The organism is Kribbella sp. NPDC051137, from assembly GCF_040682535.1.
Classification (GTDB): Bacteria; Actinomycetota; Actinomycetes; order Propionibacteriales; family Kribbellaceae; genus Kribbella; species Kribbella karoonensis.
The window spans coordinates 89,088-113,728 of record NZ_JBFBBI010000003.1; the positions used below are offsets into that span (position 1 = coordinate 89,088).

Annotated in this window: 23 protein-coding genes; 8 read left to right on the top strand and 15 right to left on the bottom strand. The window is 68.6% G+C overall.

The window, feature by feature from the left end; genetic code table 11:
- Positions 1 to 71 precede the first annotated feature (71 nt).
- From AB0M51_RS15340 to AB0M51_RS15350, 3 genes are read right to left on the bottom strand one after another with little or no spacing between them, the layout of a single operon-like run.
- Complete coding sequence (locus AB0M51_RS15340) at positions 72 to 881, bottom strand: ABC-2 family transporter protein (RefSeq protein ID WP_344188852.1); 810 nt, start codon at positions 879 to 881, stop codon at positions 72 to 74.
- Positions 874 to 1,689: an ABC-2 family transporter protein gene (locus AB0M51_RS15345; protein ID WP_344188851.1), complete on the bottom strand. Its 816-nt coding sequence runs from the start codon at positions 1,687 to 1,689 to the stop codon at positions 874 to 876. Before AB0M51_RS15345 ends, AB0M51_RS15340 begins: the two co-directional genes overlap by 8 nt.
- A complete protein-coding gene (locus AB0M51_RS15350; protein ID WP_344188850.1) occupies positions 1,686 to 2,702 on the bottom strand; it encodes an ATP-binding cassette domain-containing protein in 1,017 nt (338 codons plus the stop codon). Before AB0M51_RS15350 ends, AB0M51_RS15345 begins: the two co-directional genes overlap by 4 nt.
- A gap of 196 nt (positions 2,703 to 2,898) precedes the next feature.
- Here AB0M51_RS15350 and AB0M51_RS15355 point away from each other — a divergent pair, with 196 nt between their 5' ends.
- Positions 2,899 to 3,450 carry a MarR family transcriptional regulator gene (locus AB0M51_RS15355; RefSeq protein WP_344188849.1) on the top strand — a complete coding sequence of 184 codons (552 nt, stop codon included), beginning with the start codon at positions 2,899 to 2,901 and terminating at the stop codon, positions 3,448 to 3,450.
- Between the two features lie 335 nt (positions 3,451 to 3,785).
- The gene (locus AB0M51_RS15360) at positions 3,786 to 5,228 is read left to right on the top strand and encodes a molybdopterin-dependent oxidoreductase (protein ID WP_344188848.1); all 1,443 of its coding nucleotides are present in this window, start codon (positions 3,786 to 3,788) and stop codon (positions 5,226 to 5,228) included.
- Here AB0M51_RS15360 and AB0M51_RS15365 read toward each other — a convergent pair.
- On the bottom strand, positions 5,209 to 5,820 hold the full coding sequence (locus AB0M51_RS15365) for a TetR/AcrR family transcriptional regulator (protein ID WP_344188847.1): 612 nt from the start codon (positions 5,818 to 5,820) through the stop codon (positions 5,209 to 5,211). The genes AB0M51_RS15360 and AB0M51_RS15365 overlap by 20 nt on opposite strands.
- 56 nt (positions 5,821 to 5,876) lie before the next feature.
- On the opposite strand from AB0M51_RS15365, the gene AB0M51_RS15370 reads away from it, so the two are divergent.
- From AB0M51_RS15370 to AB0M51_RS15385, 4 genes are all read left to right on the top strand, one after another.
- Positions 5,877 to 6,575 (top strand): hypothetical protein, encoded by a 699-nt coding sequence (locus AB0M51_RS15370; protein ID WP_344188846.1) that lies wholly within the window; start codon positions 5,877 to 5,879, stop codon positions 6,573 to 6,575.
- A complete protein-coding gene (locus AB0M51_RS15375; protein ID WP_344188845.1) occupies positions 6,572 to 8,635 on the top strand; it encodes a YhgE/Pip domain-containing protein in 2,064 nt (687 codons plus the stop codon). The genes AB0M51_RS15370 and AB0M51_RS15375 overlap by 4 nt, the downstream gene beginning before the upstream one ends.
- A gap of 61 nt (positions 8,636 to 8,696) precedes the next feature.
- The gene (locus AB0M51_RS15380) at positions 8,697 to 10,094 is read left to right on the top strand and encodes a ricin-type beta-trefoil lectin domain protein (RefSeq protein ID WP_344188844.1); all 1,398 of its coding nucleotides are present in this window, start codon (positions 8,697 to 8,699) and stop codon (positions 10,092 to 10,094) included.
- Between the two features lie 9 nt (positions 10,095 to 10,103).
- Positions 10,104 to 10,592: a DinB family protein gene (locus AB0M51_RS15385; protein WP_344188843.1), complete on the top strand. Its 489-nt coding sequence runs from the start codon at positions 10,104 to 10,106 to the stop codon at positions 10,590 to 10,592.
- On the opposite strand, the gene AB0M51_RS15390 is transcribed toward AB0M51_RS15385, so the two are convergent.
- Positions 10,579 to 11,454, bottom strand: a complete 876-nt coding sequence (locus AB0M51_RS15390; RefSeq protein ID WP_344188842.1) for a DMT family transporter — start codon at positions 11,452 to 11,454, stop codon at positions 10,579 to 10,581. The two genes, AB0M51_RS15385 and AB0M51_RS15390, sit on opposite strands and share 14 nt — an antisense overlap.
- Positions 11,455 to 11,534: 80 nt before the next feature.
- On the opposite strand from AB0M51_RS15390, the gene AB0M51_RS15395 reads away from it, so the two are divergent.
- On the top strand, positions 11,535 to 12,425 hold the full coding sequence (locus AB0M51_RS15395) for a LysR family transcriptional regulator (protein WP_344188841.1): 891 nt from the start codon (positions 11,535 to 11,537) through the stop codon (positions 12,423 to 12,425).
- Positions 12,426 to 12,452: 27 nt separating this feature from the next.
- Here AB0M51_RS15395 and AB0M51_RS15400 read toward each other — a convergent pair whose 3' ends face one another.
- The 8 genes from AB0M51_RS15400 to AB0M51_RS15435 form a co-directional block, all read right to left on the bottom strand.
- Positions 12,453 to 12,956: a hypothetical protein gene (locus tag AB0M51_RS15400; RefSeq protein ID WP_344188840.1), complete on the bottom strand. Its 504-nt coding sequence runs from the start codon at positions 12,954 to 12,956 to the stop codon at positions 12,453 to 12,455.
- A gap of 145 nt (positions 12,957 to 13,101) precedes the next feature.
- Positions 13,102 to 14,343, bottom strand: coding sequence for a hypothetical protein (locus AB0M51_RS15405; protein WP_344188839.1), 1,242 nt, complete (start codon positions 14,341 to 14,343; stop codon positions 13,102 to 13,104).
- Entirely contained in the window at positions 14,340 to 15,242 is a 903-nt protein-coding gene (locus AB0M51_RS15410) for a carbohydrate ABC transporter permease (protein WP_344188838.1), read from the bottom strand. The genes AB0M51_RS15405 and AB0M51_RS15410 overlap by 4 nt, the downstream gene beginning before the upstream one ends.
- Positions 15,243 to 15,252: 10 nt before the next feature.
- Positions 15,253 to 16,143, bottom strand: coding sequence for a sugar ABC transporter permease (locus AB0M51_RS15415; protein ID WP_344188837.1), 891 nt, complete (start codon positions 16,141 to 16,143; stop codon positions 15,253 to 15,255).
- Positions 16,143 to 17,513 (bottom strand): N-acetylglucosamine/diacetylchitobiose ABC transporter substrate-binding protein, encoded by a 1,371-nt coding sequence (gene ngcE / locus AB0M51_RS15420; protein ID WP_344188836.1) that lies wholly within the window; start codon positions 17,511 to 17,513, stop codon positions 16,143 to 16,145. Before ngcE ends, AB0M51_RS15415 begins: the two co-directional genes overlap by 1 nt.
- A gap of 112 nt (positions 17,514 to 17,625) precedes the next feature.
- Positions 17,626 to 18,294 carry a putative N-acetylmannosamine-6-phosphate 2-epimerase gene (locus tag AB0M51_RS15425; RefSeq protein ID WP_344188835.1) on the bottom strand — a complete coding sequence of 223 codons (669 nt, stop codon included), beginning with the start codon at positions 18,292 to 18,294 and terminating at the stop codon, positions 17,626 to 17,628.
- On the bottom strand, positions 18,291 to 19,178 hold the full coding sequence (locus AB0M51_RS15430; RefSeq protein ID WP_344188833.1) for a BadF/BadG/BcrA/BcrD ATPase family protein: 888 nt from the start codon (positions 19,176 to 19,178) through the stop codon (positions 18,291 to 18,293). Before AB0M51_RS15430 ends, AB0M51_RS15425 begins: the two co-directional genes overlap by 4 nt.
- A complete protein-coding gene (locus tag AB0M51_RS15435; RefSeq protein WP_344188832.1) occupies positions 19,175 to 21,829 on the bottom strand; it encodes a hypothetical protein in 2,655 nt (884 codons plus the stop codon). The genes AB0M51_RS15430 and AB0M51_RS15435 overlap by 4 nt, the downstream gene beginning before the upstream one ends.
- Positions 21,830 to 21,956: 127 nt before the next feature.
- Here AB0M51_RS15435 and AB0M51_RS15440 point away from each other — a divergent pair, with 127 nt between their 5' ends.
- A complete protein-coding gene (locus tag AB0M51_RS15440; protein WP_344188831.1) occupies positions 21,957 to 23,042 on the top strand; it encodes a glycoside hydrolase family 172 protein in 1,086 nt (361 codons plus the stop codon).
- Here the strand turns inward: AB0M51_RS15440 and AB0M51_RS15445 are convergent.
- A complete protein-coding gene (locus tag AB0M51_RS15445; protein ID WP_344188830.1) occupies positions 23,039 to 23,929 on the bottom strand; it encodes an acetamidase/formamidase family protein in 891 nt (296 codons plus the stop codon). The two genes, AB0M51_RS15440 and AB0M51_RS15445, sit on opposite strands and share 4 nt — an antisense overlap.
- Before the next feature lie 19 nt (positions 23,930 to 23,948).
- Positions 23,949 to 24,575: a nucleotidyltransferase domain-containing protein gene (locus tag AB0M51_RS15450; RefSeq protein ID WP_344188829.1), complete on the bottom strand. Its 627-nt coding sequence runs from the start codon at positions 24,573 to 24,575 to the stop codon at positions 23,949 to 23,951.
- Positions 24,576 to 24,641: the final 66 nt, after the last annotated feature.

The following is a 24,641-nucleotide window of genomic DNA, read 5'->3' on the forward strand; positions in this document are numbered from 1 at the left end:
TGAGAACCTCACGGATCAAGGTTGGCAAAAATCGGGACGGCGCCGCGGAAGTTATCCACAGGCCCGAATCGTCAGCTCCCGGGGCTCGTGTATCTCGGCATCATCTTGGAAAAGAAGCCGTAGCCGATGGCCAGGACGAGCGCGCCGGCCAGCGGGGAGGCGGTGGTCAGCCAGGAGGGAAGTGGGACGTCGGCGGTGCGGTGCAGGAGGACGGTGGCCGGCAGGAAGGAGATGAAGGCCATCGGGAAGGCGGTGCAGAAGGCGTAGAAGGCCGGCCGGCCGAACATCGTCAACGGGTAGCCGGAGAACTGGGTGATCGAGCTGTCGGCGAAGATCCGAAGGGAGAACGTGGACGTGGCGACGAAGGACAAACCGCAGAAGAAGGTTGCGATGCCGGTTTCGATCAGGCTGCCGCCGATCACTGCCAACAGCAGATAGGCGACCTTGACCGCGTCCCAGTCGACAGGCGCCTGCCGGCTGAAGATGACCAGCGCGCCGACACCGAGCAGCGCGTCGCCGAGCGACATCAGCGAGAACCGTCGCGTGACCAACTGCAGGAACGGGTTCACCGGCCGCAGCAGCACCCGGTCGAACTCGCCGTCGCGGACCATCTCGTCGGTCAACATCAAGGCCCCGAACGGAACGACGTACAGCGCATGCGAGGCCAGTCGCATCGCGAAGACGAATGCCACCTCCGGGAAGCCCCAGCCCGCGATCAGGCCGAACTTGCCGAGCAGTACACCGAGGAACAGCAACTGCGTGCCCTGAAAAGCGACGCCACCCATCAGCGTCGTCCAGAAGTTCACGCGGTACTGCAGCTGGGCCCGCAGTGCGGCGCGCTCGAGGATCAGGTACTGCCGGAACCACGAGGGCTCAGCCACCCTGCACCACCACCTTGTGCCGCGCGCGGCGCCACACCAACTCGAGGAGGAACGCCAGTACGACGACCCACACCAGCTGTACGCCGACCAGCGCGAACGCCTCGCCGCCCCGCAGCCGGCCCAGGTAGATCGACACCGGGGTGTAGACCTGCGCCTGGAACGGCAACCACTCGACCGACGTCCGCAACCAGCCCGGCATGAACCACAACGGGATCAGCGACCCGGAGAGGAACGCGCTCCCGAACCGGTAGACGATCAGCGGCCCGCTGACCTCGAGTGTCCAGAACGTCACCATCGACACGATCAGGTTGCACAACATCGCCACGAGTACGCCGCCCACCGTGGCGACCAGCGAGAGGAGGAACGCACCCGCGCTCGGCGGCAGCACCAGCGCACCGACGACGCCCGCGGCCGCGAGCCCGATCGCGCCGAGCGGAAGCCGGCCGAGCAGCACACCGAAATTCTGGCCGAGGACCTGCCAGATCAGGCCGAGCGGCCGGGTCAGGTCGGTCGCGATCTGACCGTTGCGGATCCGCATCGGCAACGACGAGAACTGCCATGGAAGGAGCACCGACTGCAGACACGCCGCAATCGCCGCGTACGCGACCGCAGTACGCATGTCCACGCCGGCGACCGGCCCACGGCCGCCGTACACGATCCGCCAGACCGCGATCGCGAGCACGACCTGGATCACCAGCGTCACCGCGCCGGTGATCAGATCGCCGCGGTAGATCAGCACGGATCGCGTCCCGGCCCGGGTCATGCCCCGGAAGGCCCGGAGCCGCGCTGCCTGTTCCGCCGTACTCACGTCAGCAGTCCGTCGTACAGCTGCGAGATCACGTCGGTGAGCCGTGGATCCACGATCGACAGCTCGTCGACCTGGTAGACCTGCGACGCCCGGGCGATCAGCTCGGGTGTGGTGACCTCCCGCGGGTCGAAGCGCAGCACGACGCTGCGGTCCGGGTACGGAAGCACGGTGCCGGCCGCGCCGGCGTCCACCTCGGTCGCGAACGGGATCTCCGCGACCCGGCGGATGCTGCGTTCGGCGAGTGTGAGGACGAGGAACCGATGCGGCATGAAGCGTTCCTTCAGCCGGGACAGGTCACCGTCGTACAGCACGGTGCCGGAGTCGATCACGATGATGCGCTGACAGAGCCGCTCGACGTCGTCCATGTCGTGGGTGGTCAGCACGACCGTCGTGCCCGCGGTCCGGTTGGTCTCGGCGATGAACTCGGTCAGCCGCGCCTTGGCGACCACGTCCAGTCCGACGGTCGGCTCGTCGAGGAACAGGATCGACGGCTCGTGCAGCATCGCGGCGACCAGGTCGCCCCGCATCCGCTGACCGAGCGACAGCGAACGCACCGGTGTGTCCAGGAACTCGGACAGGTCGAGCAGTTCGGTGAACAGCCCGACGCGCTTGCGGTACGTCGACCGGTCCAGGTCGTAGAGGTCCGCCAGTACCTCGAACGAGTCGCGGAGCGGGAGGTCGTACCAGAGCTGCGTCCGCTGACCGAACACCACGCCGATGTTGCGGGCGTTCCGGGCACGGTCGCGGGACGGCTCCAGCCCGGCGACCCGGCAGACCCCGGACGTCGGCGTGAGAATCCCGGTCAGCATCTTGATGGTCGTCGACTTGCCGGCGCCGTTCGGGCCGAGGTACCCGACGAGCTCACCCGGCTCGACCGCGAAGTTCACGCCGTTCACCGCGCGGGTGATGTCGCGCTTGGTGCTGAACAACGCGCGCAGGCGTGGCAGACGGCCCGGCAGAACCGCCGGCCGGCTGAACTCCTTGACCAGGTCGGCCGCCTCGATCACTGCCATCCGAACCCTCCCCAGCGAGCGCGTCCGGTCATCCTGCCACCGTTCCGGCGCCGCCGCAGTACGAATTTCACCGTTCTAGACCGGATATGGTTCAGGTTGTCCGTTACGCTCAGGAGGTTTGCGGTTCTAGGTCGATCTGTAGCCGAAGGGTCACCCCGTGTAGCGAAGTGAACTGGTCAGCTAATAGAGTCCGCGCATGACCATCGCGCCTTCGCTTTGCTCGCCCCTAGCGCTCGCCGATGCAGAACCCACTCGCGCCGCCGAACCCTGGGAAAGCGACGTGCTGACGGCCTACGGGCTGCTGCGAGAAGCAGCTGCCGAGCTGGATCACCTGATGCGCCATTCTCTGAAGCGCAGTGGACTGCAAATGGCAATGTTCGAACTGTTGCTGCGGCTGGCCCGCAGCAACGGGGAGAAGCAGCGTCTGACCTCCCTCGCCAGGGAGCTGACCGTCACCACAGGTGGCATTACCCGTCTGGTCGACCGAGCCGAGAACCTCGGCCTGGTCCGCCGGGAGCCGTGCCCTGACGATGCCCGCGGCTCGTTCGCCGTCCTGACCGAGGAGGGGAAGCGGCGGCTGCGCGACGCGCTGCCGGATCACCTGCTCGAGATCGACAGCCTCTGGATGTCCCAGTTGGCGGACGAGCGCGACGTCGTCCTCGGAAAGCTCCGCCGGGTCCGGGACAACGCCCGTCGGTGGCCGAACGGCCGCCCGGGACTGGGGCCGATCACGCCCGACCGGATCTGACCAGCACCACAACTTCACCAACCGTATTACCCGCGACTAACGGATGGGGCGCCCGACTGGTGTCGGGCGCCCCTTCGCGCAATCGTTGAGAAGTGAACCAGCGCCAACCCGGCACCCCCGACACCTGGCCGACCTATATCCCGGGCAACCCAGGCCCCGCCAGCACACCAGATGCCGGGCAAGCAGGTAAGCAGACGGGCGATCGATCCGAGACCGGCGGCGACGGCGGTCGGACGACAGAACCCGGCGGCGTGCGGCCCGGTGGGGTCGGGCGGCGGGGATTGTGGTGGCGGGGAGCTGTCGGGGGTGTGCTTGCGGCGTTGGCGGGGTTGGCCGTGGGTGGGGTGGTTGCAGCCGTCCTGGGAACGCCGCAGACGCCGGTGGTGGCGATCGGGTCGGCGTTCATCGACCGGGTGCCGCCGTGGTTGAAGGATCTGGCGATCTCCTGGTTCGGGACCCATGACAAGACCGCGCTCCGGGCCGGCATCCTGATCGTCGTCGCACTGCTGGCCGCCGTCGGCGGGGTTCTCGCCGTACGCCGGTACTGGGCCGGCGCGCTGATCACCATCGCGCTCAGCGGCGTCGCCGTGGCGGCCGCGTTCACCCGCGCGGACTCCGGCCAGACCGGGTTCCTCCCGTCTGCACTGGCGGGCATCACCGCACTCCTGGTACTGCGCCTCTTCAGCCGGCGCCTCGAACCGCTCGTCGACTTTCCCGACGACGCCGTCAGCCGCCGTGGTTTCCTCCAACTCTCCGCCGGCGTGGCCCTCGGCTCGGCCGCGTTCGCCGGTCTCGGCAAGGTCGTCGGCGGGAACCGCGCCGCCGTCGCCGACGCCCGCAAGCAACTCCAGCTCCCGAAGCCGCCGACCCTCACGCCACCACCGGGCGTCCAGGCACAAGGCGCCGTACCGTGGGCCACGTCGAACGCGGACTTCTACCGCATCGACACCGCCCTCTCGGTCCCGCAGATCGTCCCCGCGGACTGGAAGCTGCGCATCCACGGCATGGTCGACCACGAGCTCAACCTCTCCTTCGACGACCTCCTCCGACGCCAGGTCATCCACAAATGGGTGACGCTCACCTGCGTGAGCAACGAGGTCGGCGGCGACCTGATCGGCAACGCGCTCTGGTCCGGCGTCGTACTCAAGGACCTGCTCCAGGAGGCCGGCCCGTCGAAGGCCGCGGACGCGATCAAGTCCACGTCGAAGGACGGCTTCACCGCCGGTACGCCGTTGCCGACGCTGCTCGACGACCGCCAGGCGATGCTCGCGTTCGCGATGAACGGTGAGCCGCTGCCGGTGGAGCACGGCTTCCCGGTGCGGATCGTCGTACCGGGCCTGTACGGCTACGTGTCGGCGACGAAGTGGCTGGTCGACATCGAGGTGACGCGGTTCGACCAGTTCGAGGGGTACTGGACGCCGCGCGGGTGGTCGGCGCTCGGGCCGATCAAGCTGTCGTCGCGGATCGACACCCCGCAGAACAAGAAGGTTGCGCCGGGCCCGGTGACCGTCGCCGGCGTCGCCTGGGACCAGCACGTCGGCGTCTCCAGGGTCGAGGTCCGCGTCGACGGAGGCCCATGGCAGGAAGCAACACTGGCCGCGGACCCCTCGGTGGACACCTGGCGGCAGTGGCACTGGACGTGGAACGCGCCGCACGGCATGCACATGCTGCAGGTACGGGCGTTCGACGCGCAGGGCAATCCGCAGGTCGAGTCCTCCGCGCCGCCCGCCCCGAACGGCGCGACCGGCCTGCACACGGTCAGCGTGAAGGTCGGCTGACCGCCTCCAGCACCATCGGCAGGAACGTGTGCTCCAGCGTCCCCGCCGGTACGTCGTCCGGCTCGAGCAGGCTCTGCGACCGGGCCCCTTCGTGGACGGCGATGACCATCCGGACGAACTGCTCCGCCGGGACGGTCAGCTCGAGGCCGCTCGTCTCGGTGATCTGCTCGACCAGCCGGGTCAGGCTCTCGCGGAACATCGCACGCTGCTTGTTCAGCGCCTCGGCCGCCTCCGGGTCGCGCAGTGCGTGCAGCGTGAACTCCGCCGAGATCAGGTGCCACTGCCGTTGGTCAGGCGCCGTCTCGTCGAGCAGTCCGAGGACGGCGTCGAGCAACGTGCCGGGCTGACTGGCGAGCTCCGGCAGCAGCGCCTCGATCTGCTCCAGCAGCCGGTCCGTCGTCGCCTGGAACAGCGCGAGCACCAGCTCGTCCTTGGAGCCGAAGTTCGAGTAGAAGGCGCCGCGGGTGAACCCGGCACGCTCGCAGATGTCCTCCACCGACGCGCCGTGGAACCCGCGCTCGGCGAACACCTCGAGGGCGCCTTCGAGAAGACGTGCCCGCGTGTTCGAACGGCGCCGCTTGGGAGGTTCCATAGGAGTAGGATACAGTTCTGTATTGAATACACAACCGTATTGAACGGGGATGCAGGATGGAGCTCGAGGCCGTCGGGATCAGTGTGCGTGGCCCGCACGCACCGATGCTGCTCGCCACGTCGGTGTCGGTCGCGGATCATCAGGTGGTGCTCCTGACCGGTTATCCGGGCCCAGGACACGTGGCCGCGGCACTGGGACTGTCCGGGCGGCTCAAGCCCGACACCGGCACGGTCCGGTTCGACGGCAAGGCTGACCTGGCGCTGCTGCGCCGACGGGTCGCCGTGGTCGACGCCCCTGGCATCACCGAGCCGGACGACGCGCTGCCGGTTCAGACGGTCGTCGGCGAGGAGCTGGCGATCGCCGGCCGCAAGGCGGGGCGTAAGGCTGTGCTGGAGTGGCTGAACGAGCACGACGTGACAGAGCACGCCGACAAGCGGTTCGAGCACCTGCCGGTCGCCGTGCGGACCAGACTGCTCACGGAGCTCACCGTCGCGCGTCCCGACGTACAGGTGGTGATTCTGTGCATGCCGGATCGCCATGGTGGCGATCCGCATGACTGGTACGAGCTGGGGCGCGGGCTGGCTGCGGACGGGTACGGCGTGATCATCACGTGCGCCGACGCGTCAGCGCGACTCCTGGACATCAAGGCAGCGCGCATGGGTGACACAGACCAGCCTGACCCGGTGCAGGTCGCACCTATCGCTCCTGTTGAGCCTGTGGAAGCAATTGAGGAAGAAGAGGAGGCAGAGGCGTGACCGCGCTGCGGATGGCCCTGAGTGAGTTGCGACGTCTGACGGCCGGGCGGCTGCCCAAGCTGGCCGTGGTCGCGCTGCTGCTGGTGCCGGTGCTGTACGGCGGCCTGTACCTCTACGCGAACCACGACCCGTACGGCAGGCTCAACAAGATTCCGACCGCGGTCGTCGTCGAGGACCAAGGTACGACGCTGGCGACCGGCGAGAAGCTCAACGTCGGACCCCAGGTCGCGGACGAACTCGTGAAGTCGAAGAGTTTCGACTGGCACCAGGTGGACCGGGCGGATGCGACGCAAGGCGTCTCCGACGGGAAGTACGAGTTCGCGTTGGTGCTGCCGAAGTCGTTCTCGGCGGATCTGGCGTCGAGCGCGGACTTCAAGCCGCGGCAGGCCGAGCTGGAGCTGCTGACGAACGACGCCAACAACTACATCGCACACACGATCGCCAACCAGGTCGTCGCGCAGGTGACGAAGACGGTGGCGTCACAGGTGAGCGAGACGGCCGCGTCGCAGCTGCTGGCCGGCTACAACACCATCCACAAGCAGATCAGTACCGCGGCCGCCGGAGCCGCGCAGCTGCAGACCGGGTTGACGTCCGCGGCAACGGGTGTCACGAAGCTGCAGACGGGTGCGACGCAGCTCAACACCGCGCAGAAGCAGCTGTCGACCGGTGCGACACAGCTGGCCAGTGGCGCAACGCAGGCGTCGCAGGGCGCGTCGTCGCTCGCGAGTGGAGCCGCGCAGCTCGACAGCGGCCTGGGAACGTTGAAGGACAAGACCGCTTCGCTGCCGAAGCAGACCAAGCAGCTGGCCGACGGCGCGGATCAGGTTGCTGATGGCAACGAGAAGATCGCCGGTGTCGGCAAGCAGGTCGCGACCGCGTCCGGCACGCTGGTCCAGGACCTCAAGTCGTTCGACGCCCAGCTGGCCGCGAAGCTGAAGGAGCAGGGCCTCAGTCAGCACCAGATCCGGGTGATTCTCCAGGAGACGGCGAAGCTGCGGACTCCCGTCGTACAGGCCAACACGAAGATTCAGTCGACATCCAAGCAGCTCAACCAGCTCGCGACCGGTGCGCGGAAGGTGTCCGATGGCGCGTCCGAGTTGGCCAAGGCGACGCCCGCGCTGACCAACGGAATCAGCACAGCCGCCAACGGTGCGCACCAGCTCAACACAGGTGCCACCCAGTTGAAGACCGGTCTGGGCACGCTGCAGACCGGTGCGCAGAAGCTTGCTGCCGGTGAGAAGCAGGCCGTGACCGGCCAGGGCCAGTTGCTGACCGGTGTGAACAGTCTTGCGACCGGGATGGGTCAGCTGAAGACCGGTGCGACCCAGCTGAACACAGGGCTCCAGAACGGTGTCAAGCAGATCCCCAACCCGACTGCTGCCCAGCGCAAGGCAGTTGCGGAGACGCTGGGTGCTCCCGTGACGCTGCAGAACGTCTCTCAGGCCACGGCAGACAGCTATGGTGCCGGTCTGGCGCCGTTCTTCCTCAGCCTGGCCTGCTGGATCGGGGCGTACGTCCTGTTCCTGCTGGTCCGTCCACTGTCGCCGCGTGCGCTGGCCGCGCTGCAGTCGCCGTTCCGGGTCGCTCTCGGCGGTTGGTTGCCTCCGGCCCTCTTCGGCGCGGTGCAGGCGACGCTGGTGTTCGTCGCCGTCGTACTCGGCCTCGGCATCAACGCCGCGCATCCGTGGCTGACGGTCGGATTCCTGATCCTGACGTCGTTCACCTTCGTCGCGATCCTGCACGCGCTGTCGGCCTGGTTCGGCGCGGTGGGCAAGTTCCTCGGCCTGGTGCTGATGGTGGTCCAGTTGGTCAGCGCGGGCGGTACGTTCCCGTGGCAGACGATCCCGGCGCCGCTGTACTTCTTCCACCACGCACTGCCGATGAGCTACGCGATCGACGGCGTCCGGCACCTGATGTACGGCGGACCCGGCGCGTCGCTCGGGCGGGACCTCCTCGCGCTGGGGGCGTGGTTCGTGGTCGCGATCGCCGCCTCCACCCTGGCCGCCCGCAAGCAGCGGGTCTGGCCGGCGAAGAAGCTGCAGCCGGAGCTCGTGCTGTAGACGCTCAGTAGTCGGCGCCGAGGCATTGACGGGACGAAATGTTTGCGTGAACATCGGCGGCATGAGATCACCAGCCCGGCGCCTCGCCGCCGCGACGCTCGCGGTCGCCGCCGCCGTCACAGCGCTCACCGTCCCCCCGTCCTCGGCGGCCCCGCTGCCCGGCAACACCGGCGGGTTCCGCGGTGTGAACTGGGCCGATCCGCGGGACAACTACGCCCACGACGCGGTCGTACCGTCCGGCCTCAGTACGGCGGACGACTACGCGACGACGTACCGCAAGGCGGACGGGATCGTCGGAGAGTTCCACCAGGAGCTGAAGGCGAACACGGTCCGGCTGCCGATCAACCCGTCCAGCGTGGGGACCGCCTGGTGGAACTCGTACCGCGGTGCGATCGACGCCGCGGTCGGGCGCGGGTTCAAGGTCATCCTCAGCTACTGGGAGGCCGACAACGCCAAGGACGGGCGGGTCGACGACCCGACGGCGTACGCGGCGATGTGGGACACCGTGGTCAAGGCGTACGGGAAGAACCCGCACGTGTACTTCGAGCCGATGAACGAGCCGTTCGGGTACTCGCTGACCGACTGGGTCTCGCTGACGTCGGCGTGGATCGCCCGGCACAGCGACGTACCGCGGAGCCGGATCGTCATCTCCGGCACCGGGTACAACGACAACGTGACCGGGGTCGGCGCGGCACCGGAGCTGCAGGGGACACTCCTGTCGCTGCACTTCTACGGGTTCTGGGCGTCCGACACCACCGAGGCCGCGTGGCTGGCGAACCTGCGGCCGCGGATCGGGTCGTACGGGTCGCGGACGATCATCGACGAGGCCGGGTCACCCATGACGATCGGGCTGAACTACGGCAACCACGAAGGCAACGTGTACACGTCGTACCTCGGCGCCCTCACCCAGGTCGCCCGTGAGAACGAGATGGGCATCGTGTACTGGCCAGGACTCCGTACGGGTGATTCCTACTCGATGACGACGCAGGTGGGTCCGGCTGATCTCCAGGTCAACAGCCGGAGCGGGCTGGACCAGCTGTGGTGGGGCTGGCGGTTGCTGAAGGACGAGCCGACCAACACACTGCCGCCGTCCCCGCCGGGCCAGCCGCTGCGCGGAGTCGCCAGCGGCCGGTGCACCGACGTACCGGGGTTCTCAACAGCACCTGGTACGTCGCTTGACCTGTGGGACTGCAACAACGGCGGCAACCAGTCCTGGAACTACACGGCGACAAAGCAGCTCACTGTGTACGCCGACAAGTGCATGACGGCCGGCAGCTCCGCCGTGACGATCGAAAACTGCACAGGGGCGACCAACCAGGCGTGGGAGCTCAACGCGGACGAGACGGTGACAAGTGTGGCCGACCCGACGCGCTGTCTGACCGCAGCAGGCACCAGCAATGGCGCCGCGGTCGTAACGGCCGCCTGTAATGGATCTGACGACCAGAAGTGGACCCGTTAGAGTCCCTGTGTGGAGGACTTGGTACGTACTGCAGGGGAACGTGAAGTACTAGAGGCCTTTCTGGAATCACATCGGCAGGTCGCGGTGGAGAAGCTCCGCGGCCTGTCCGAACAGGACGCCCGACGCCGGCTGGTGCCTTCGTCGACCACGCCGATCGGTCTGGTCAAGCACCTGACCGGCGTCGAGCGCAACTGGTTCCAGCACATCGTCGCCGGGCGGCCGCGGTCCGAGATCGCCGGCGAGTCCGCGGGTGGGCCGGACAGCTGGGAGATCGCCGACGACGAGACGATCGACGGGATCATCGCCGCCTACGACGAAGCGTGCACCGAGTCGCGGCGGATCGCCGGCGCGCTGACGCTCGATGACGTCGTACCGCATCCGCGCGGCGGCGAGGTGTCGCTGCGCTGGGTCTACGTGCACCTGATCCGCGAACACGCCCGGCACGACGGCCACGCGGACATCCTGCGCGAACAGCTCGACGGCGTCACCGGGGCGTGACCGGCTCGGCCCGCGGAGGTGTCAGGCAGGCAGTCTCCCGGTGACGGCGTTCGATGGATTGACCCCAGGTGGTGCCGGCCAGCATGAGGACGGCGCCGAGCACGGCCGGTACGGTCAGCCGCTCGTTGCCGAGACCGATGCCGATGGCAACGGCCCAGATCGGCTCGGTACCGAGCAGCAGACTGGCGCGACTGGCCGACGTACGCTGCACCGCCCACGTCTGCGCGAGAAATGCGAACACGCTGCAGAACAGGGCCAGGTACGTCATCTGCAGCCAGGTCGCCGGGGCCGTCGGCAGGTGGGGCAGGGCGGGTACGACGAAGAGCGCCGTACCGACGAGGGACTGGATCGCGGTCAGTTGGAGCGGACGTATGTCGCGGGCGAGGCGGCCGACGAGCGCGACATGGCCGGCGCGTACGACGGCGGCCGCGAGCATCAGCAGGTCACCGACGCCCATTTGGTGGAGGCCGTTGCCGGACATCAGCAGGCCGACGGCGAGCACGCAGACCGAAGCAGCCAGGTAGAACCTCGGCGGCATGCGACGGCGGTCCATCAGCGGCGTGAGAACCAGCGTCAGGCTGATGATCAGGCCGGCGTTCGCGGCGGTGGTGTGGGTGACGCCGTACGTCTCGAGGATCAGCACCGCGGCTTGGGTGAGGCCGAGGATGAGTCCTGTCCGTAACTCGGCGCGGTTGGCTCGTCGCGCGGCGGGAAGCAGCGCCAGGGCGGAGATGCCGTAACGGAGGAACAGCACGGTGAGTACGGGCAGGGTCGCGGTGGCGGTCTTCGCGGCGAGATAGCTCGAACCCCAGACGACCGCAACCAGCAGCAGGACGAGGTCGATACGGCGGGATCCGGGCACGGGTCAACGGTGACCGATTCCGATGTTGTAGCCAAGACCGAAGTTCTTCAACGAGGATGTAGCGGGCCTACAGTGTCATTGTGGACGAGCGACAGTTGCGGGTTCTTCGGGAAGTCGGTGAGCTCGGCAGCGTGACGGCTGCCGCCGAGGCGTTGCTGGTCACTCCGTCGGCGGTGTCGCAGCAGTTGAGGTTGTTGCAGCGTTCGATGCCGGTCCCGCTGACCGAACGCTCCGGCCGGCGGGTCGTCCTGACCGCCGCCGGTCAGGCGCTCGCGAGCGCCGCGGCGGATGTCGAGTCCGCGCTGGCCCGGGCGAGGCATGCCGTCGATGAGTTCGTAGACCGACCCGACGGTTCGGTCTCGGTCGCGGCCTTCCACAGCGCGGCGGCCTCGTTCTTCCCGCTGCTCCTGCGGGCCGCTGCCGAGTTGCACCTGCACGACGAGGACGTACCGCAGGACGACTTCCCGCCGCTGACCCGCGAGTACGACATCGTGCTGGCGCATCGCCTCGACCACGCGGAGGCTTGGCCGCGTACGGTCACCGTCACCCCGCTGCTCCGCGAGCCGCTGGACGTCGCCGTACCGGTCGGCCATCCGCTGGCGGCCAAGCGCATCCTCACCCCGCGCGACGTCGCCCACGAACCGTGGATCACCGTCCACGACGGCTTCCCCCTGATGGCCACCATCGAGGCCATCGGCGCCGCCGCCAACCACCGCCTCGACCTCGTCCACCGCGTCAACGAATTCACCGTCGTCACCGAACTGGTCGCCGCCGGCGCCGGCCTCGCCCTCATCCCCCGCTGGACCGCCCGCCCCCACCCCGCCGTCTCACTCCACCCCCTCCGCGGCGTCCACACCCTCCGCCACATAGACGCCCTCCACCGCCCCGAACACACCGCCCGCACCGCCGTCCGCACCACCCTCACCCAACTGGTCAAGGCCGCCCGAACCATCCGCACATCGCGAGGCTGAGTCCACAGCGCCGGAGCACGCGCTGTCTCATGCCGCCCAGAGATCTGCCACCAGGGCGATCTGGTTCGGCAGGTCGATCGTGTCCACCTGGAGGCGATGGTCGGCGTACGGCGGGTTCGCCGTGTCCATGGCGTGGAGCATTCGGAACTCGGCGTCGGTGAGCCATACCTTGCGCGACGCCGCCCGCCGCAAGGCCTCCGGCAGGTCGACGATCAGGTGAACGATCAGGCAGTCGGGTAGCTCCTGCTTGTACAACTCGGAGGTCTCGGGCGTGAGCACGTCAGCGATGACAACCTCTACGCCCGCAGCCAGGAAGTTGCGGGCGATGCCGCACGCGTTCACCACGCCAATCCGCTGCTGCTTACGTCCTTCGGCGCCGTTCCACGGAGCCGCGGCGCCGGACACGACAAGCTGCCGTACGTCGTCCACATCCACGAAGGCGCAGGTCGCACGCCCTTCCGCGAGAGCCCGGCCCGTCACACTCTTCCCGACCGCAGGCCCACCCGTGAGAATCAACGGCCGAAGTGGCATCACTCCTCCTGTCCGCGCCGAAGACCTATCGTGCCGAGCGGCGGCGGCGTCCCGGGTGATGCGCCGCCCCGTCCAGTTTGGGCATTCGAGGGCTCATCTTTGAGCCCGACAGGGGTTGCAGGCGCGAAGCGGCCGCGGGGATGCCTCAGGTGTTGACGAAGTTGGCGGTTTCGGTGATGAGTTGGTTGGTGGTGGGTTGGTCGAAGAAGGTGATGAGGGCTTCGTAGGTGCCGGCTTCGGCGGCGGACGGGTCGACCACGTAGCCGTAGTAGCCGTCGGTGTAGCCGACTACCCGGGTGATGGGGTGGGTGCTGTCGGACTGGAGGCAGGCTCCGTGGACCGCGAAGAGTTCTACCGGCAGGTTGATCCAGCAGACGTCGCCCATGGTGACGGCGCTGATCGGGAGGTCGAAGGCCGGGGGGAGGGCGGCGGCGGCCATCAGGGCTTGGCCGCGGGCGCCGTCGAGGCGGGTCTGGGAGATGCGGCCGGAGGGGTCGTCGGTGCCGTTGACGTGGCTGGCGGCGGCGGAGACGACCCTTTCGGCTTCGGCGGCGGGTGGGATGTTGCGGACCGGCAGGGTGAGCGTCGTACGGCGGATCGCCGGTGGGGACTGGGGGAGTTCGAGGCCGGGGTGGGCGAGGGCTTCGCGGACACGGCCGGCCAGCAGCGAGCCGAGGCGGTTGACCTCGGCGGCGCCGCGGCCCTGGCGGGTGAAGCGCGGACTGACGTCGCCGGCCGCACCTTGGAGGAAGCCGACGACGGCGGGGGCGAGCGCGGCGCGGGCGGCGCCGGGCCAGTCGGCGGAGTACTTCATGTTCTCGGGGCCGTACGTCGTGGGGTGGCACGCGAAGTCCAGCAGCACCGCTTCGAGGGAACCCGAGAGCGAGTGCAGTGCGAGGACGCCGGCGGTGTTGTCGTGCGGCCCGTTGCGGCGGTGCCGGTTGGTGCCGACGCCAACGACCTCGACGGATCGCCAGGACGCGGTCACCGGTTGCCGCTCGAGCCGGACCGACTTCACCGCACCGAGCAGCGCGTCGACCAGGTCGCATTCGCGGGCGGCGGGGATCACCGGGTGGATCTCGCCGGTCCAGCCGGACGGACCGGAGTGCGTGTGCGACGCGGACACCACGACGTGTGACGGAGGGATGCCGGCTGCCGACGCGGCCGCCGAGGCGAGTTCGGAGACGAGTTCGCGGCCGACGGCGATCGCGTCCAGCGTCAGCCACAGGACGCCCGGGTCGTCGGTGCTCGACAGCCAGATCAGGGTCGCGTTCAACGGGTCCGCCGTACCGGTGGCGACTCCCGCGCGGGCGGCGTACCCGTCGAGCCGGTGACCGGGCGGTGGGGTGACGTCCAGGGACGTCGCGGCCAGGAGGAGTTCGGTCACTTGAGGGCTCCCGCGGTCATTCCGGCGCTGATCTGACGGTGGAATCCAAGATATACGGCCAGGACCGGAATTATCGAGATGGTCAGTCCGGCGAACAATCCTGAGAAGTCGCTGTGATAGCCCTGGGTGACCGCGATGTTCGCCAGCCCCTGGGTGACCAGGTACCGGCTCTCGTCGGTGTTCAGCACCAGCGGAAGCAGGTACTCGTTCCACATCCCGAGGAACTGGAAGATGCCGATACTGACCAGGCCGGGCCGGGCGAGCGGCAACATGATGCGAAAGAGCACACCCCAATGAGAACACCCGTCCACAAGTCCCGCTTCGGCAAGCTCCTTCGACTGAGTCCTGAAAAAAGCCGTCAGGAAGAACACGGAGAACGACATCCCGTGCGCCGCGTACACGAGGATCAATCCCAGGTACGTGTTCAGCAGCCCCAGGTTCTGTACGACGAAGAACAGCGGCACCAACGCCAGGAACCCCGGGAACACCATCCCCGCGACGAACACGTAGTACAGCACCCGCGACCCCGGGAACTCGAACCGCGCCAGAACGTAGGCGACCGCCGACGACAACAGCAACGTCAGTACGACGCCGCAGCACACGACGACGACGCTGTTGAAGAAGTACGAGCCGATGTGCGACTCGTTCCACGCACGTGAGAAGTTGTCCCAGCGCCACCGCGACGGCAGGCTCCACGGGCTGGTGAAGATGTCCTGGTCGGACTTGAACGAGCTGAGCACCGCCCACAGCAACGGGAACACGACCATCGCGCCCCACACCAGCAGGAACCCCTGCGACACACCGCCGAGCACCCGCGCCCCGACGGCACCCCGGGCCGGGCCGGAAGACGGAGGTACGGCGGGAGCGGTCGACCGGGTGGGAGACGTCAGAAGAGCCACGGAACCCTCCTCAGTACTCGACCCGCTCGCGGCGGGTCAGCCGGAACGTGAGCAGGGTCAGGATCATGTTGATCAGGAACAACGTGACTCCGATCGCGGACGCATAGCCGAACTTCCCGTACGAGAAGGCGTTCGTGTACATGTACAGCGAGATCACCTGGGTGGCGTCGTCCGGACCGCCCGGCCCGACCGACAGGATCTTGACCAGCGCGAACATGTCGAGCGCCCCGATCACCTGGAACGCGAGCGCGGTCTGCACCGTGCTCCAGATCAGCGGCAACGTCACCCGGAGGAAGGACTGCACCGCGCCGGCCCCGTCCAGCAGCGCCGCCTCGTAGAGCTCGCGAGGGATCGCCGCCATCGCGGCCGTGAACAGTACGACGTAGAACCCGACGCCGCCCCACACCACCACGGCCATGATCGAGCCCAGCGCCGTACGACCGTCACCGAGCCAGAGCCGGGTCAGACCGTCGAGCCCGATCGCGCGCAGGAACCCGTTCAGCAACCCGTTCCGCGGCTCGAAGACGAACTGCCACAGCACGCCGACGATCGCGATCGACAGCACGCCGGGGAAGAAGTACACGACCTTGTAGATCCGCGAACCCGGTACGCCGCCGCGGTAGTTCAGCGCGGCCGAGAAGAACAGCGACAACGTCACGATGATGATCGGCAACGACACCAGCAGGAACAGGTTGTGCCGCAACGCCACCCAGAACACCGAGTCGTGGAACAGCGTCACGAAGTTCCCGAAGCCGATGTACTGGTAGCTGGCCGACAGCCCCTCCCAGTTGGTGAACGCGATCGGGAACGCCTGCACGTACGGCGAGATCACGAACACCGCGTAGACGGCCAGCGGCACCAGCAGCAGGCTGACGATGAAGCGGTACTTCCCGTGGTGCATCAGACGTGGAACTTCTTGATCGACGGATCCTTGGCGGTCTCGTCGGCGTACTTCTGCATCTGCTTGCTCCACCCGTCCGGTGTCAGCTCGCGGTTCATCAGCGCGGCCATCGCCTTGTCGGAGTTGTCGAGCAGCTTCTTGTACCAGAGCCGCCACTGCCAGTCCGCGAACATGTTGGTGCCGGCGGCCGTGATCACCGCCTGCATGGACTTGTTCGCCGACGACAGCTCGAGGCCGTCGCTGGCACCCTTCACCACGGTCAGCGACTTGGTCACCTTGGTGAAGTTCTTCATGCACTGCTTGGACAGGATGATCCGCAGCAGCTCCAGCCCGCCCTGCGGGTTCTTCGCCTTGGACGGCACGATCAGCGCACCGCCCGGCCCGCCGGTGACGGTCTCGAACGGCGCCTTGTCCGCGGACGACATCCCCGGCACCGGGACCATCGTCATGCCGAGGTCCTTCGGGGCGATGTCGCCGAGCTCGTTCTCCAGCCAGCCGCCGCACGGGATGAAGACCGCCTTGCCCTGTGCCCAGTACGTCTGCGACTGGGTGTGGGTCAGGGCCTGCGAGCCTTCCAGCAGGTAGCCCTTCACGGCCAGCTCCTGGTAGCCCTCGGCAGCCGCGATCAGCGCCGGGTCGCGCCACGCGTTCGGCTCCAGGTTGTCGACCTTCTTCTTCAGGTCCGGGCCGGCCGCCTTGTACGCCGTCATCAGCATCGGGTTGGTGAGGTACCCGGGGAACTTGCCCTGGTACGTCCACGGCGCGATGTCGGTCGTCTTCTTGATCTCCTCGCAGAGCGCGAGCATCTCGTCCCAGTGCTTCGGGTACTCCCAGCCGTGCTTGTCCATCAGCGGTTTGCTGTACCAGATCCCGCCGACGCCGAACACGTACGGCATCTCGTACTTCACGCCGTCGTACCGGCCGGCCTCGGCGACGCCGGGGAGCAGCGTGTCGCGGACCTTCTTGCCGGGTTCGTCGTACGCGTCCATGTCGAGCAGCGAGCCGATGTCCATGACCTGCTTCTGCGCGGCCAGCGTGGCGCCGTCCAGGCCGACGTTCTCGATCAGGTCCGGCGGGTCGCCCTGGATGAAGCGCGGCTGCAGCTGCTGCTGGAGCTGCTGCCCGCTGGTCAGCTTGACGTCCGCCTTCGGGAACTCCTTGCGGTAGAGATCCAGCGGCATCGTGGTCCATTCCTTGCCGTAGCCGCCGTCGAAGTTGAAGAACTCCAGCGGCTTGCTGCCGTCCACCGACGATCCGCCGGCAGCCGGTGCGCTCTTGCTCTGGACGGGCTTCGCGCAGGAGGCGAGCGTGGCGACGGCGGATCCGGCCAGGGCGGCGCGGAACAGGGTACGGCGGTCGACCTCGATCATGATGACGAGTCCTCTCAGGGCGTTGACTGGCTCATGGATACGCCGGTCAATGCAGTGCGCGGAAGGGGATTCGACCTCGGTCGACAAGATCGACTAGACCACTGTTCGTGGTTTATGACAACGGGACAGCGGCGACCAGCCGCGCGGTGAGATCCATCGGGTTGGTGATCGCGTGCCCGACCACGACGGCGTACGCGCCCGCATCGCACACGCTGCGGACGTCTTCCGGGGTCCGGATCCGGCCCTCGGCGACGACCGGACAGTCGAGTTTGGCCGCGAGCTGCCGAACCAGTTCGACGTCCGGTCCGGTCGGCGGACGGCCATTGGTATAGCCGGACAGCGTCGTCGCCACCACGTCGGCGCCCGCGTCCCGGGCTGCCAGACCGGCGTCGAGGGTGTCCACGTCGGCCATCACCGGTACGCCGAGCTCGGAGTGGATGCGGGCGATCTGTCGCGCGACCGGCTGCCCGTCGGGCCGTGGGCGCAAGGTCGCGTCCAAGGCGATCAGGTCGGCGCCGGCGGCCACGATCCCGACCGCCGCGTCGTACGTCGGGGTGATGAACACGCCGGCCGGGTCGCCGAGCTTGTGGATGCCGATGATCGGCAGGTCGGTGACCGCCCGGATCGCCGCGACGTCGCGCGGCCCGTTCGCCCGGATCGCGCCCGCGCCGCCGGCCTCGGCGGCCTGCGCCATCAGCGCCATCCCGGCCGGGCCGTGGAACGGGTTCTCCGGACCTGCCTGACAGGACACCGCCAGGGTGCCGGGGGCAAGGGTTCTCATCGACGGTGCGTCACAATCAGGTCGGCGTACGTTCCGGCGGGTCCGGTGGCCAGGCGTTCGGCGCCGTCGAGCGAATTGCCGGCCGCGGGGGAGAGTTCCGCCCGCGCGGGAAGGGCCGCGCGGACGGGGGCCAGGAGTTGTTCGCCGGCACCGGCGAACAGGCCGCCGACACAGGCGACCGGTACGGCGCCTTCGCCGGCGAGCTGGGCGACGGCCGCGGAGATCGTCTCGGCGATGTCGGCGGCCGCCCGGACGAGGAGCTCGTGCGCGACCGGATCGCCTTCGGCGGCGCAGCGCAGTACTTCGGGGGCGAACCGCGCGACGTCGTCGACCAGCGTCGACGAGCGGTAGAGCGTCACCGGGTCGAGCGACGTGTCGGCGAGCTTGGTCGCGGGCCCGCGTCCGTCCCGGGCCCGCTGTACGGCGACCAGCCCGGCGCGGCCGATCGCGAACGCGCTGCCCGCGTCGCCGAACAGGTACCCGTGCCCGTCGAGCTTGCGCCAGGTCCCGTCCCGGTCGACCGCGAGACAGACCAATCCGGTGCCTGCGGCAACCACTACGCCGTACCCGTCCGGGAGTGCTCCCGCGTGCGCGGTGACCATGTCCTGCGTCAGCCGTACCTCGTCCGCGTCCAGCAGTTCGGCGACGTCCGCCGCCAGCCGTTCCGCGGCACCCGGTGCCTGTGGATAACCGGTGAGACCCAGCGCGACGACCTCGACCGGCCCGTTCAGCTGAGCCTCAGCCGCGGCGGCACGGATCGCGTCGAGGAGTTTGGGCATCGCGTCCGGCCCGTGGGTGTAGCCGGGCCCGCTCCCGACCCGGCCGGACGGGAGAACCCGGAGGCGGAGGGCGGACTGCCCGCCGTCGATAGCGATCTGCGTCATGCGGTGATCCAGTGTGAATAGTCTTGCCAGGGAAGGTGCCAGCGGTTCACTTTGCGGGTCCGGCGGTCCTGGCCGGCGGTGTCGTTCGCCACCAGGCGGACCGAGCCGAGCTTTTCGTCGTACATCACGGCCGGGGAGCCGGTGAAGTGCAGCGTACCGACAGGTTCCCACGGGGTGTGGCCGCCGCGGACGTCGATCATCGAGCAGTGGTGGATGCGGCGGTCGGCGCCCAGGACGTACACCTCGACCGCGTCCGCGCCGGGGTTGAAGGCAACCACCGGGTCGTCGGCGAGTTCGAGGTCGCCGAGCTGCTGCCAGCGGCCCTGCCCGACGCGGTCGTCGAGGTAGGTGTGGTGCAGGTGGTTGTCGGCCCCGCGGACGTAGATCTCGTACGAGTTCACCGGCTCGTTGCGCGCCCACGCGGGCTCACCCACGGCGCGCAGGTCGCCGAGGACCGCCGGTACTCCGCCCTGGACCCGGACGATCCGTCCGTCCTCACGACGGTGGAAGGCGGGCTCGGCGGGCTCGCCGCGCCGGATCGAGTCGAACTCGGCGCGCACCGAGGCAACAACCGAGGCGGCGCCGGTCGCCGACGCCGCGGCGGCGGGAGCAGGCGGGAAGAACGGCCTGCCGTGGAGGTATTGCATGGCGGCTATCAGCGTCGGCGCGACCGACCACCCGGTCTCCACGCAGTACGGTCCCCAGCCGATGTCGGCGTTCGAGCCGAAGTACTCCCAGGCGTCGAAGTCGAAGGCACGCTGCCAGGTCCCGTCGAGCTGGTCGTCGTCCGGGTCGTCGATCTGGATCCGGCTCAGGTAGTCCAGGACGCCGTGCGCGAGCTCCTCGAAGACCGGTTCGCCGGTGATCTGGTGGACGATCGGCAGCGCCCAGGCGGCGAACGGTGTGCCGTACAGCTGGTCGGTGACCGGGTCGCCGTTCGCCTGGAAGATCGACGCCTCGTCGACGCCGTACGCCTCGTTGCTCGGCGGGCACTTGCCGTCCCACTCGGCGAATCCGCCGTCCGGGCCTTGCCGGCTCTTCAGGTACTCGGCGAGGTCGAGCATCGTCCGCAGGTACAGGGGTTTGCGGGTGTAGAAGTACCCGCCGGCGAGCGGCAGGAGGAAGCGGCCGGCCTCGCAGGTCCGGCTGGTTTCGAGGCGGGCGCGCGGGTGGTGGGAGGCCATGTGGTCGAGTCCGCGTTCGGCGATCTCCAGGTACGACGCTTCGCCGGTGATCCCGTACGCGTAGAGGTACGCGCACAGCGCGGAGCTCTGCCAGTGCGACGTGAGGTCGAGGCCGTCCTCGATCGGGCTGCGGCCGAACTCGTCCCAGCCCTTCACCATCAGCGTGGACGGGGTACGCCACGGGTCCACCTGGAGGCCGAGTTCGGTGTTGGCGGTGCGGATCAGGGACTCCACGCCGCGGAGACCGGACTCGAGGTGGCCGGAGATCAGGGCGAAGAGCGAGATCCAGCCGCCGTCGTCGGCGAACAGGTTGTTGGTCGCCGTGAGGTCGGTGCGGGCGCCGCGTGGTTCGAAGGCGCCGTACAGGTAGTTGCGGTCGGTGAGTTGTTCTTCCTCGACCACGTGGCGCATGAGGTTCTCCGCGACTGTGTGGCCGCGGGTCTCGCCGGTGAGGTCGGCGTACATCCGGAACGCGTGGGCGGTCTGGGTGTAGCAGTCGCCGCGCGGGACCGGGCGGAAGGGCAGTTTGCCGTCGAAGCCGATCTCGTTGGAGAAGCCTTCGGCGACGCCCTCCGAGCCGTCGGGGGCGTCGTAGAACATGCCGGCCCGGTCGAACCAGGCGATACCGCGGTCGATCATCCGGCGGTAGCGCTCACGGCGGGGGCCGACGGTGATCGTGGTCGTTTGGTTGCCGACGGCGAAGGTGTGTTCGCCGTCCGGGAGAACCGACGGCTCCGATTCGTATCGGCCGGGTGAGGCCTCGACCAGTTCCAGGTCCGTCTGTGGTTTCTCGGGCCCACGGACGACGAGCTTCACGGGTTCGCCTGATGCCACCCAGACGTGGGGTTCGGTGAAGACCTCGAGGTCGGGCGGGGCGTCCGCTCCGACGAGGTTCGCCGAGATGAGCTGCAGGAGGCGGCGCCAGCGGCGTACGGGTTTGTAGCGGCCCTGGATGTGGTGGCTGAGGGCGGTGGTCGCGTAAAGGAGGCGACCTGTGCCGACGGGGATGTCGAGGAGGGCGGGGAAGGTGTGCTCGGGCGGGCCGAAGACCGCCTTGTGAGTGCCGGCGACCGAGCCGTAGGTGAGCAGCTCGGTCGCGCCTTCCGGGGCGACCACCTCTTGGGCGCGGGAGAGGTGTTCGTCGAGGATGCTCAGCGGTTCGATCCCGGTCAGCGCCTCGCGGGTGAAGATGCGTTCGATGTGCGCGTCCCGCACCGGCCCGCCCGGCAGGAAGCCGTCGTCGACCGCGAACTCGACGTACGCCGTCCCGCCGCCGCGGACGTACTCCGCGAGCGGAGCCGAGGCGAGCCGCGTCGGCTCCGGGTAGTTCCCGGCGAGCACGACCACCGCCCGGTACGCCGTGAGGTCCGCGGGCAGCTCGTCGTACCGGACGAACAGGAGACCGGCGGCGGCGAACGCGGTCGCCGGGCCGGGAGGACCGATCAGCGCGACAGACGAAGCAGACACCGGTTCACTGTTACCGACGAATCGCGCTCGGTAAAGCACCTTGGGTAGACCACTCGACCGAAACCGGAGCCAGCGGTCTCATGCGACCAGGTGTGACAGGGCGGAGCTCGCCCTAGGGTCGTCGGGTATGGGTGACTTCAACGGTCTCGACGTACATCTCGGCAACCTGGCGCGGCTGTCGTCCGCGCGCTCCTACTCGATCAGCGCGGAGAACCCGGACGGAGCCAAGGGCGGCGGTGCGCGGGCGACCGAGGGCGTGCTGTCCCGGCAGGCGCGCGACCTCGGTCCGGGCTGGAAGATCCAGCCTTGCGTCAACCTCGCGCCCGAGTCGACCACGACGCTCGCGGAGATCGACGGCGCGGGCGCGATCACGCACATCTGGATCACCGTCGACTCGAACACCTGGCGTTCGCTGGTACTGCGGATGTACTGGGACGGCGAGGAGACGCCGTCGGTCGAAGTACCGCTCGGTGACTTCTTCTGCAACGGCTGGGGCCGGCACTGCCAGGTCAGCTCGATCCCGATCGCGGTGAACCCGAAGGGCGGGTTCAACAGCTACTGGCAGATGCCGTTCCGCGCCGGCGCCCGGATCACGATCGAGAACCTGCTGGAGACGGAGATCGAGAACTTCTTCTACCAGGTCGACTTCGTCCGCACCGAGGTCCCGGCGGACATGGCCTACTTCCACGCGCAGTTCCGCCGTTCGAACCCGGTCCCGTACGGCGAGGTGCACACGCTGCTCGACGGCGTCCGCGGGCAGGGGCAGTACGTCGGGACGTACCTGGCCTGGGGCTGCAACAACAGCGGGTGGTGGGGCGAGGGCGAGTTCAAGTTCTACCTCGACGGCGACGACGAGTACCCGACGATCTGCGGTACCGGTACGGAGGACTACTTCGGCGGGGCGTGGGGGTTCGAGCATCCGGCCGGGCAGTACGCGCCCTTCACGACGCCGTACCTCGGGATGCCGCAGGTGATCGAGCCGGGCGGGTTCTTCGACAACCAGCAGCGGTTCGGCCTGTACCGCTGGCACATCCAGGACGCGATCCGCTTCACCGAGGACCTCCGCGTCACCGTGCAGGCCCTCGGTTGGCGCCGCGACGGCCGCTTCCTCCAACTCCAGGACGACCTCGCCTCGACGTCGTACTGGTACCAGACCGAACCACACGCCCCGTTCCCGACACTCCCCGGCAAGGACTACCTCGAGGTGGTCTAGGGAGACGTGTACGGCAGGGCCGGCTTCGCCACCTGGAGGAGGTCGGACACCGGGGCGAGGTGCTCGCGGGCGACGAGCATCTTGAAGGTCGGCGAATGCGAGACGACGCTCGACACCCGCAGGTCGCCGATCAGGCTGAGCAGCGCGTTCGCCTCCTCGAATCCGACGCCCTGCGACGCGGCCAGGTGATGTGCGGCGTCCGAGACGGCCTGCGTGTAGGCGTCCCTCTCGGTGAAACGGCTGCACAGGTGGACGAGCGTGTCGGGCGTCTCGACCAGCGGTCGATGCGGTTGCGTGCTCCGGTGGACCTCGACGCGGAGGCGGCAGTGCGCGGAGATCTCGATCCCCTGGCCGCTCACCTCGCCGTCACCCATCGCGGCGTGTACGTCGCCGATCACGAACCGGCCCGAGCCGAGGTCGTCGTGCAGGTAGAGGACCGCACCCGGCCGGAGTTCGCGGGTGTCGAGGTTGCCGCCGTGGTCCCACGGGTCGGCGATCAGCGTCTCGCGGACGAGGCCGATCCAGCCGAGCATCGGGCGGAGTTCGATGCTGTGGCGCCCGTCGAGGACTGCCCGGTCGCCGACGATCTCGGCGTGGCCGACGTACTCGGCCGCCGCGGATTCACGCAGTACGCCGCCCCACGGCTCCCATCGCTTCGTCGTGGTGGCGAAGCCGAACCGGCCGGCTGAGTCCAACCTCAGCTCCTCGAGGTGGAACGCGAGCGTGTCTCCCGGCCGTACGCCGTCGACGCGCAGCGGGCCGGTGAGGAACGGGTACTCGGCGGCGGACCAGGTCCGGATCAGCACCTCTTCACCTGGCGCGATCACCGCGGCGTCGGGCTGGTCCGAGCAGGTGAGGTCGACGGGCGGTACGTCGATCAGTCTCATTCAGGCGACAGTAGGCGGTTCAGAGGGCCGCTGGCACCCGTGCGGCCTCGGTCAGCGGGAGGCCGGTGAGGTGGAGGGCGGGGTCGGTCCAGTCGTTCAGGATGGGGGCGTCGGCCAGGTGGGCGGCGAGTTCGGACTGGCTCAGTTCGAAGACGTGCGCGGCGTTGCCGGTCAGATCGACGACGGTCTGCATGAGGTGGCTGACCTGGGCGGTCCAGAGGGTGTCGTCGGCGGCGTGGTGGTCCGGGCGGATCAGGAGCACGTCGACGTCGCTGTCCAGGTCGCCGTCTCCGCGGGCGACCGCGCCGTACAGGCCGGCATGGACTGGTGGGATGTGCCAGCTGCTGATCTCGGCGGCGAGGTGGGCGGTCAACGTACTGCGGAGGTTCGCGAGCTGCTCGACGATCGGGGCGAGCAGGTGCTTGCGGTTGAGGCGGTACAGCAGTGAGTTGCCGAAGTCGTCGCCGTGGACCAGACCGGTCGCCGCCAGCCGTTGCAGGACGAGCCGGACGCCCGCGACACTGCCGGAGCCGGCGAGCTTGTGGATCTGGCGACCCGACAGGCCTTCTTCGGCGGCGGCCAGGACGAGCAGCACCGGCCCGTCCAGTGAGGGCACGACGGTGCTGATCGGGCGCGCGAGGTCCACCGCAGCACCTTAGTGACCATCGGGTTCCGCTCCGCAATCACGCTGACTGCTCAGGGTCCGCTCAGC

What these genes read in the sequence shown, in the direction of transcription:
- AB0M51_RS15400 (WP_344188840.1), bottom strand. Translation starts at nt 12,956, where the DNA reads ATGCCACTTCGGCCGTTGATTCTCACGGGTGGGCCTGCGGTCGGGAAG.
- AB0M51_RS15430 (WP_344188833.1), bottom strand. Translation starts at nt 19,178, where the DNA reads ATGACGCAGATCGCTATCGACGGCGGGCAGTCCGCCCTCCGCCTCCGG.
- AB0M51_RS15365 (WP_344188847.1), bottom strand. Translation starts at nt 5,820, where the DNA reads ATGGAACCTCCCAAGCGGCGCCGTTCGAACACGCGGGCACGTCTTCTC.
- AB0M51_RS15415 (WP_344188837.1), bottom strand. Translation starts at nt 16,143, where the DNA reads ATGCACCACGGGAAGTACCGCTTCATCGTCAGCCTGCTGCTGGTGCCG.
- AB0M51_RS15350 (WP_344188850.1), bottom strand. Translation starts at nt 2,702, where the DNA reads ATGGCAGTGATCGAGGCGGCCGACCTGGTCAAGGAGTTCAGCCGGCCG.
- ngcE (WP_344188836.1), bottom strand. Translation starts at nt 17,513, where the DNA reads ATGATCGAGGTCGACCGCCGTACCCTGTTCCGCGCCGCCCTGGCCGGA.
- AB0M51_RS15380 (WP_344188844.1), top strand. Translation starts at nt 8,697, where the DNA reads ATGAGATCACCAGCCCGGCGCCTCGCCGCCGCGACGCTCGCGGTCGCC.
- AB0M51_RS15425 (WP_344188835.1), bottom strand. Translation starts at nt 18,294, where the DNA reads ATGAGAACCCTTGCCCCCGGCACCCTGGCGGTGTCCTGTCAGGCAGGT.
- AB0M51_RS15370 (WP_344188846.1), top strand. Translation starts at nt 5,877, where the DNA reads ATGGAGCTCGAGGCCGTCGGGATCAGTGTGCGTGGCCCGCACGCACCG.
- AB0M51_RS15440 (WP_344188831.1), top strand. Translation starts at nt 21,957, where the DNA reads ATGGGTGACTTCAACGGTCTCGACGTACATCTCGGCAACCTGGCGCGG.
- AB0M51_RS15445 (WP_344188830.1), bottom strand. Translation starts at nt 23,929, where the DNA reads ATGAGACTGATCGACGTACCGCCCGTCGACCTCACCTGCTCGGACCAG.
- AB0M51_RS15355 (WP_344188849.1), top strand. Translation starts at nt 2,899, where the DNA reads ATGACCATCGCGCCTTCGCTTTGCTCGCCCCTAGCGCTCGCCGATGCA.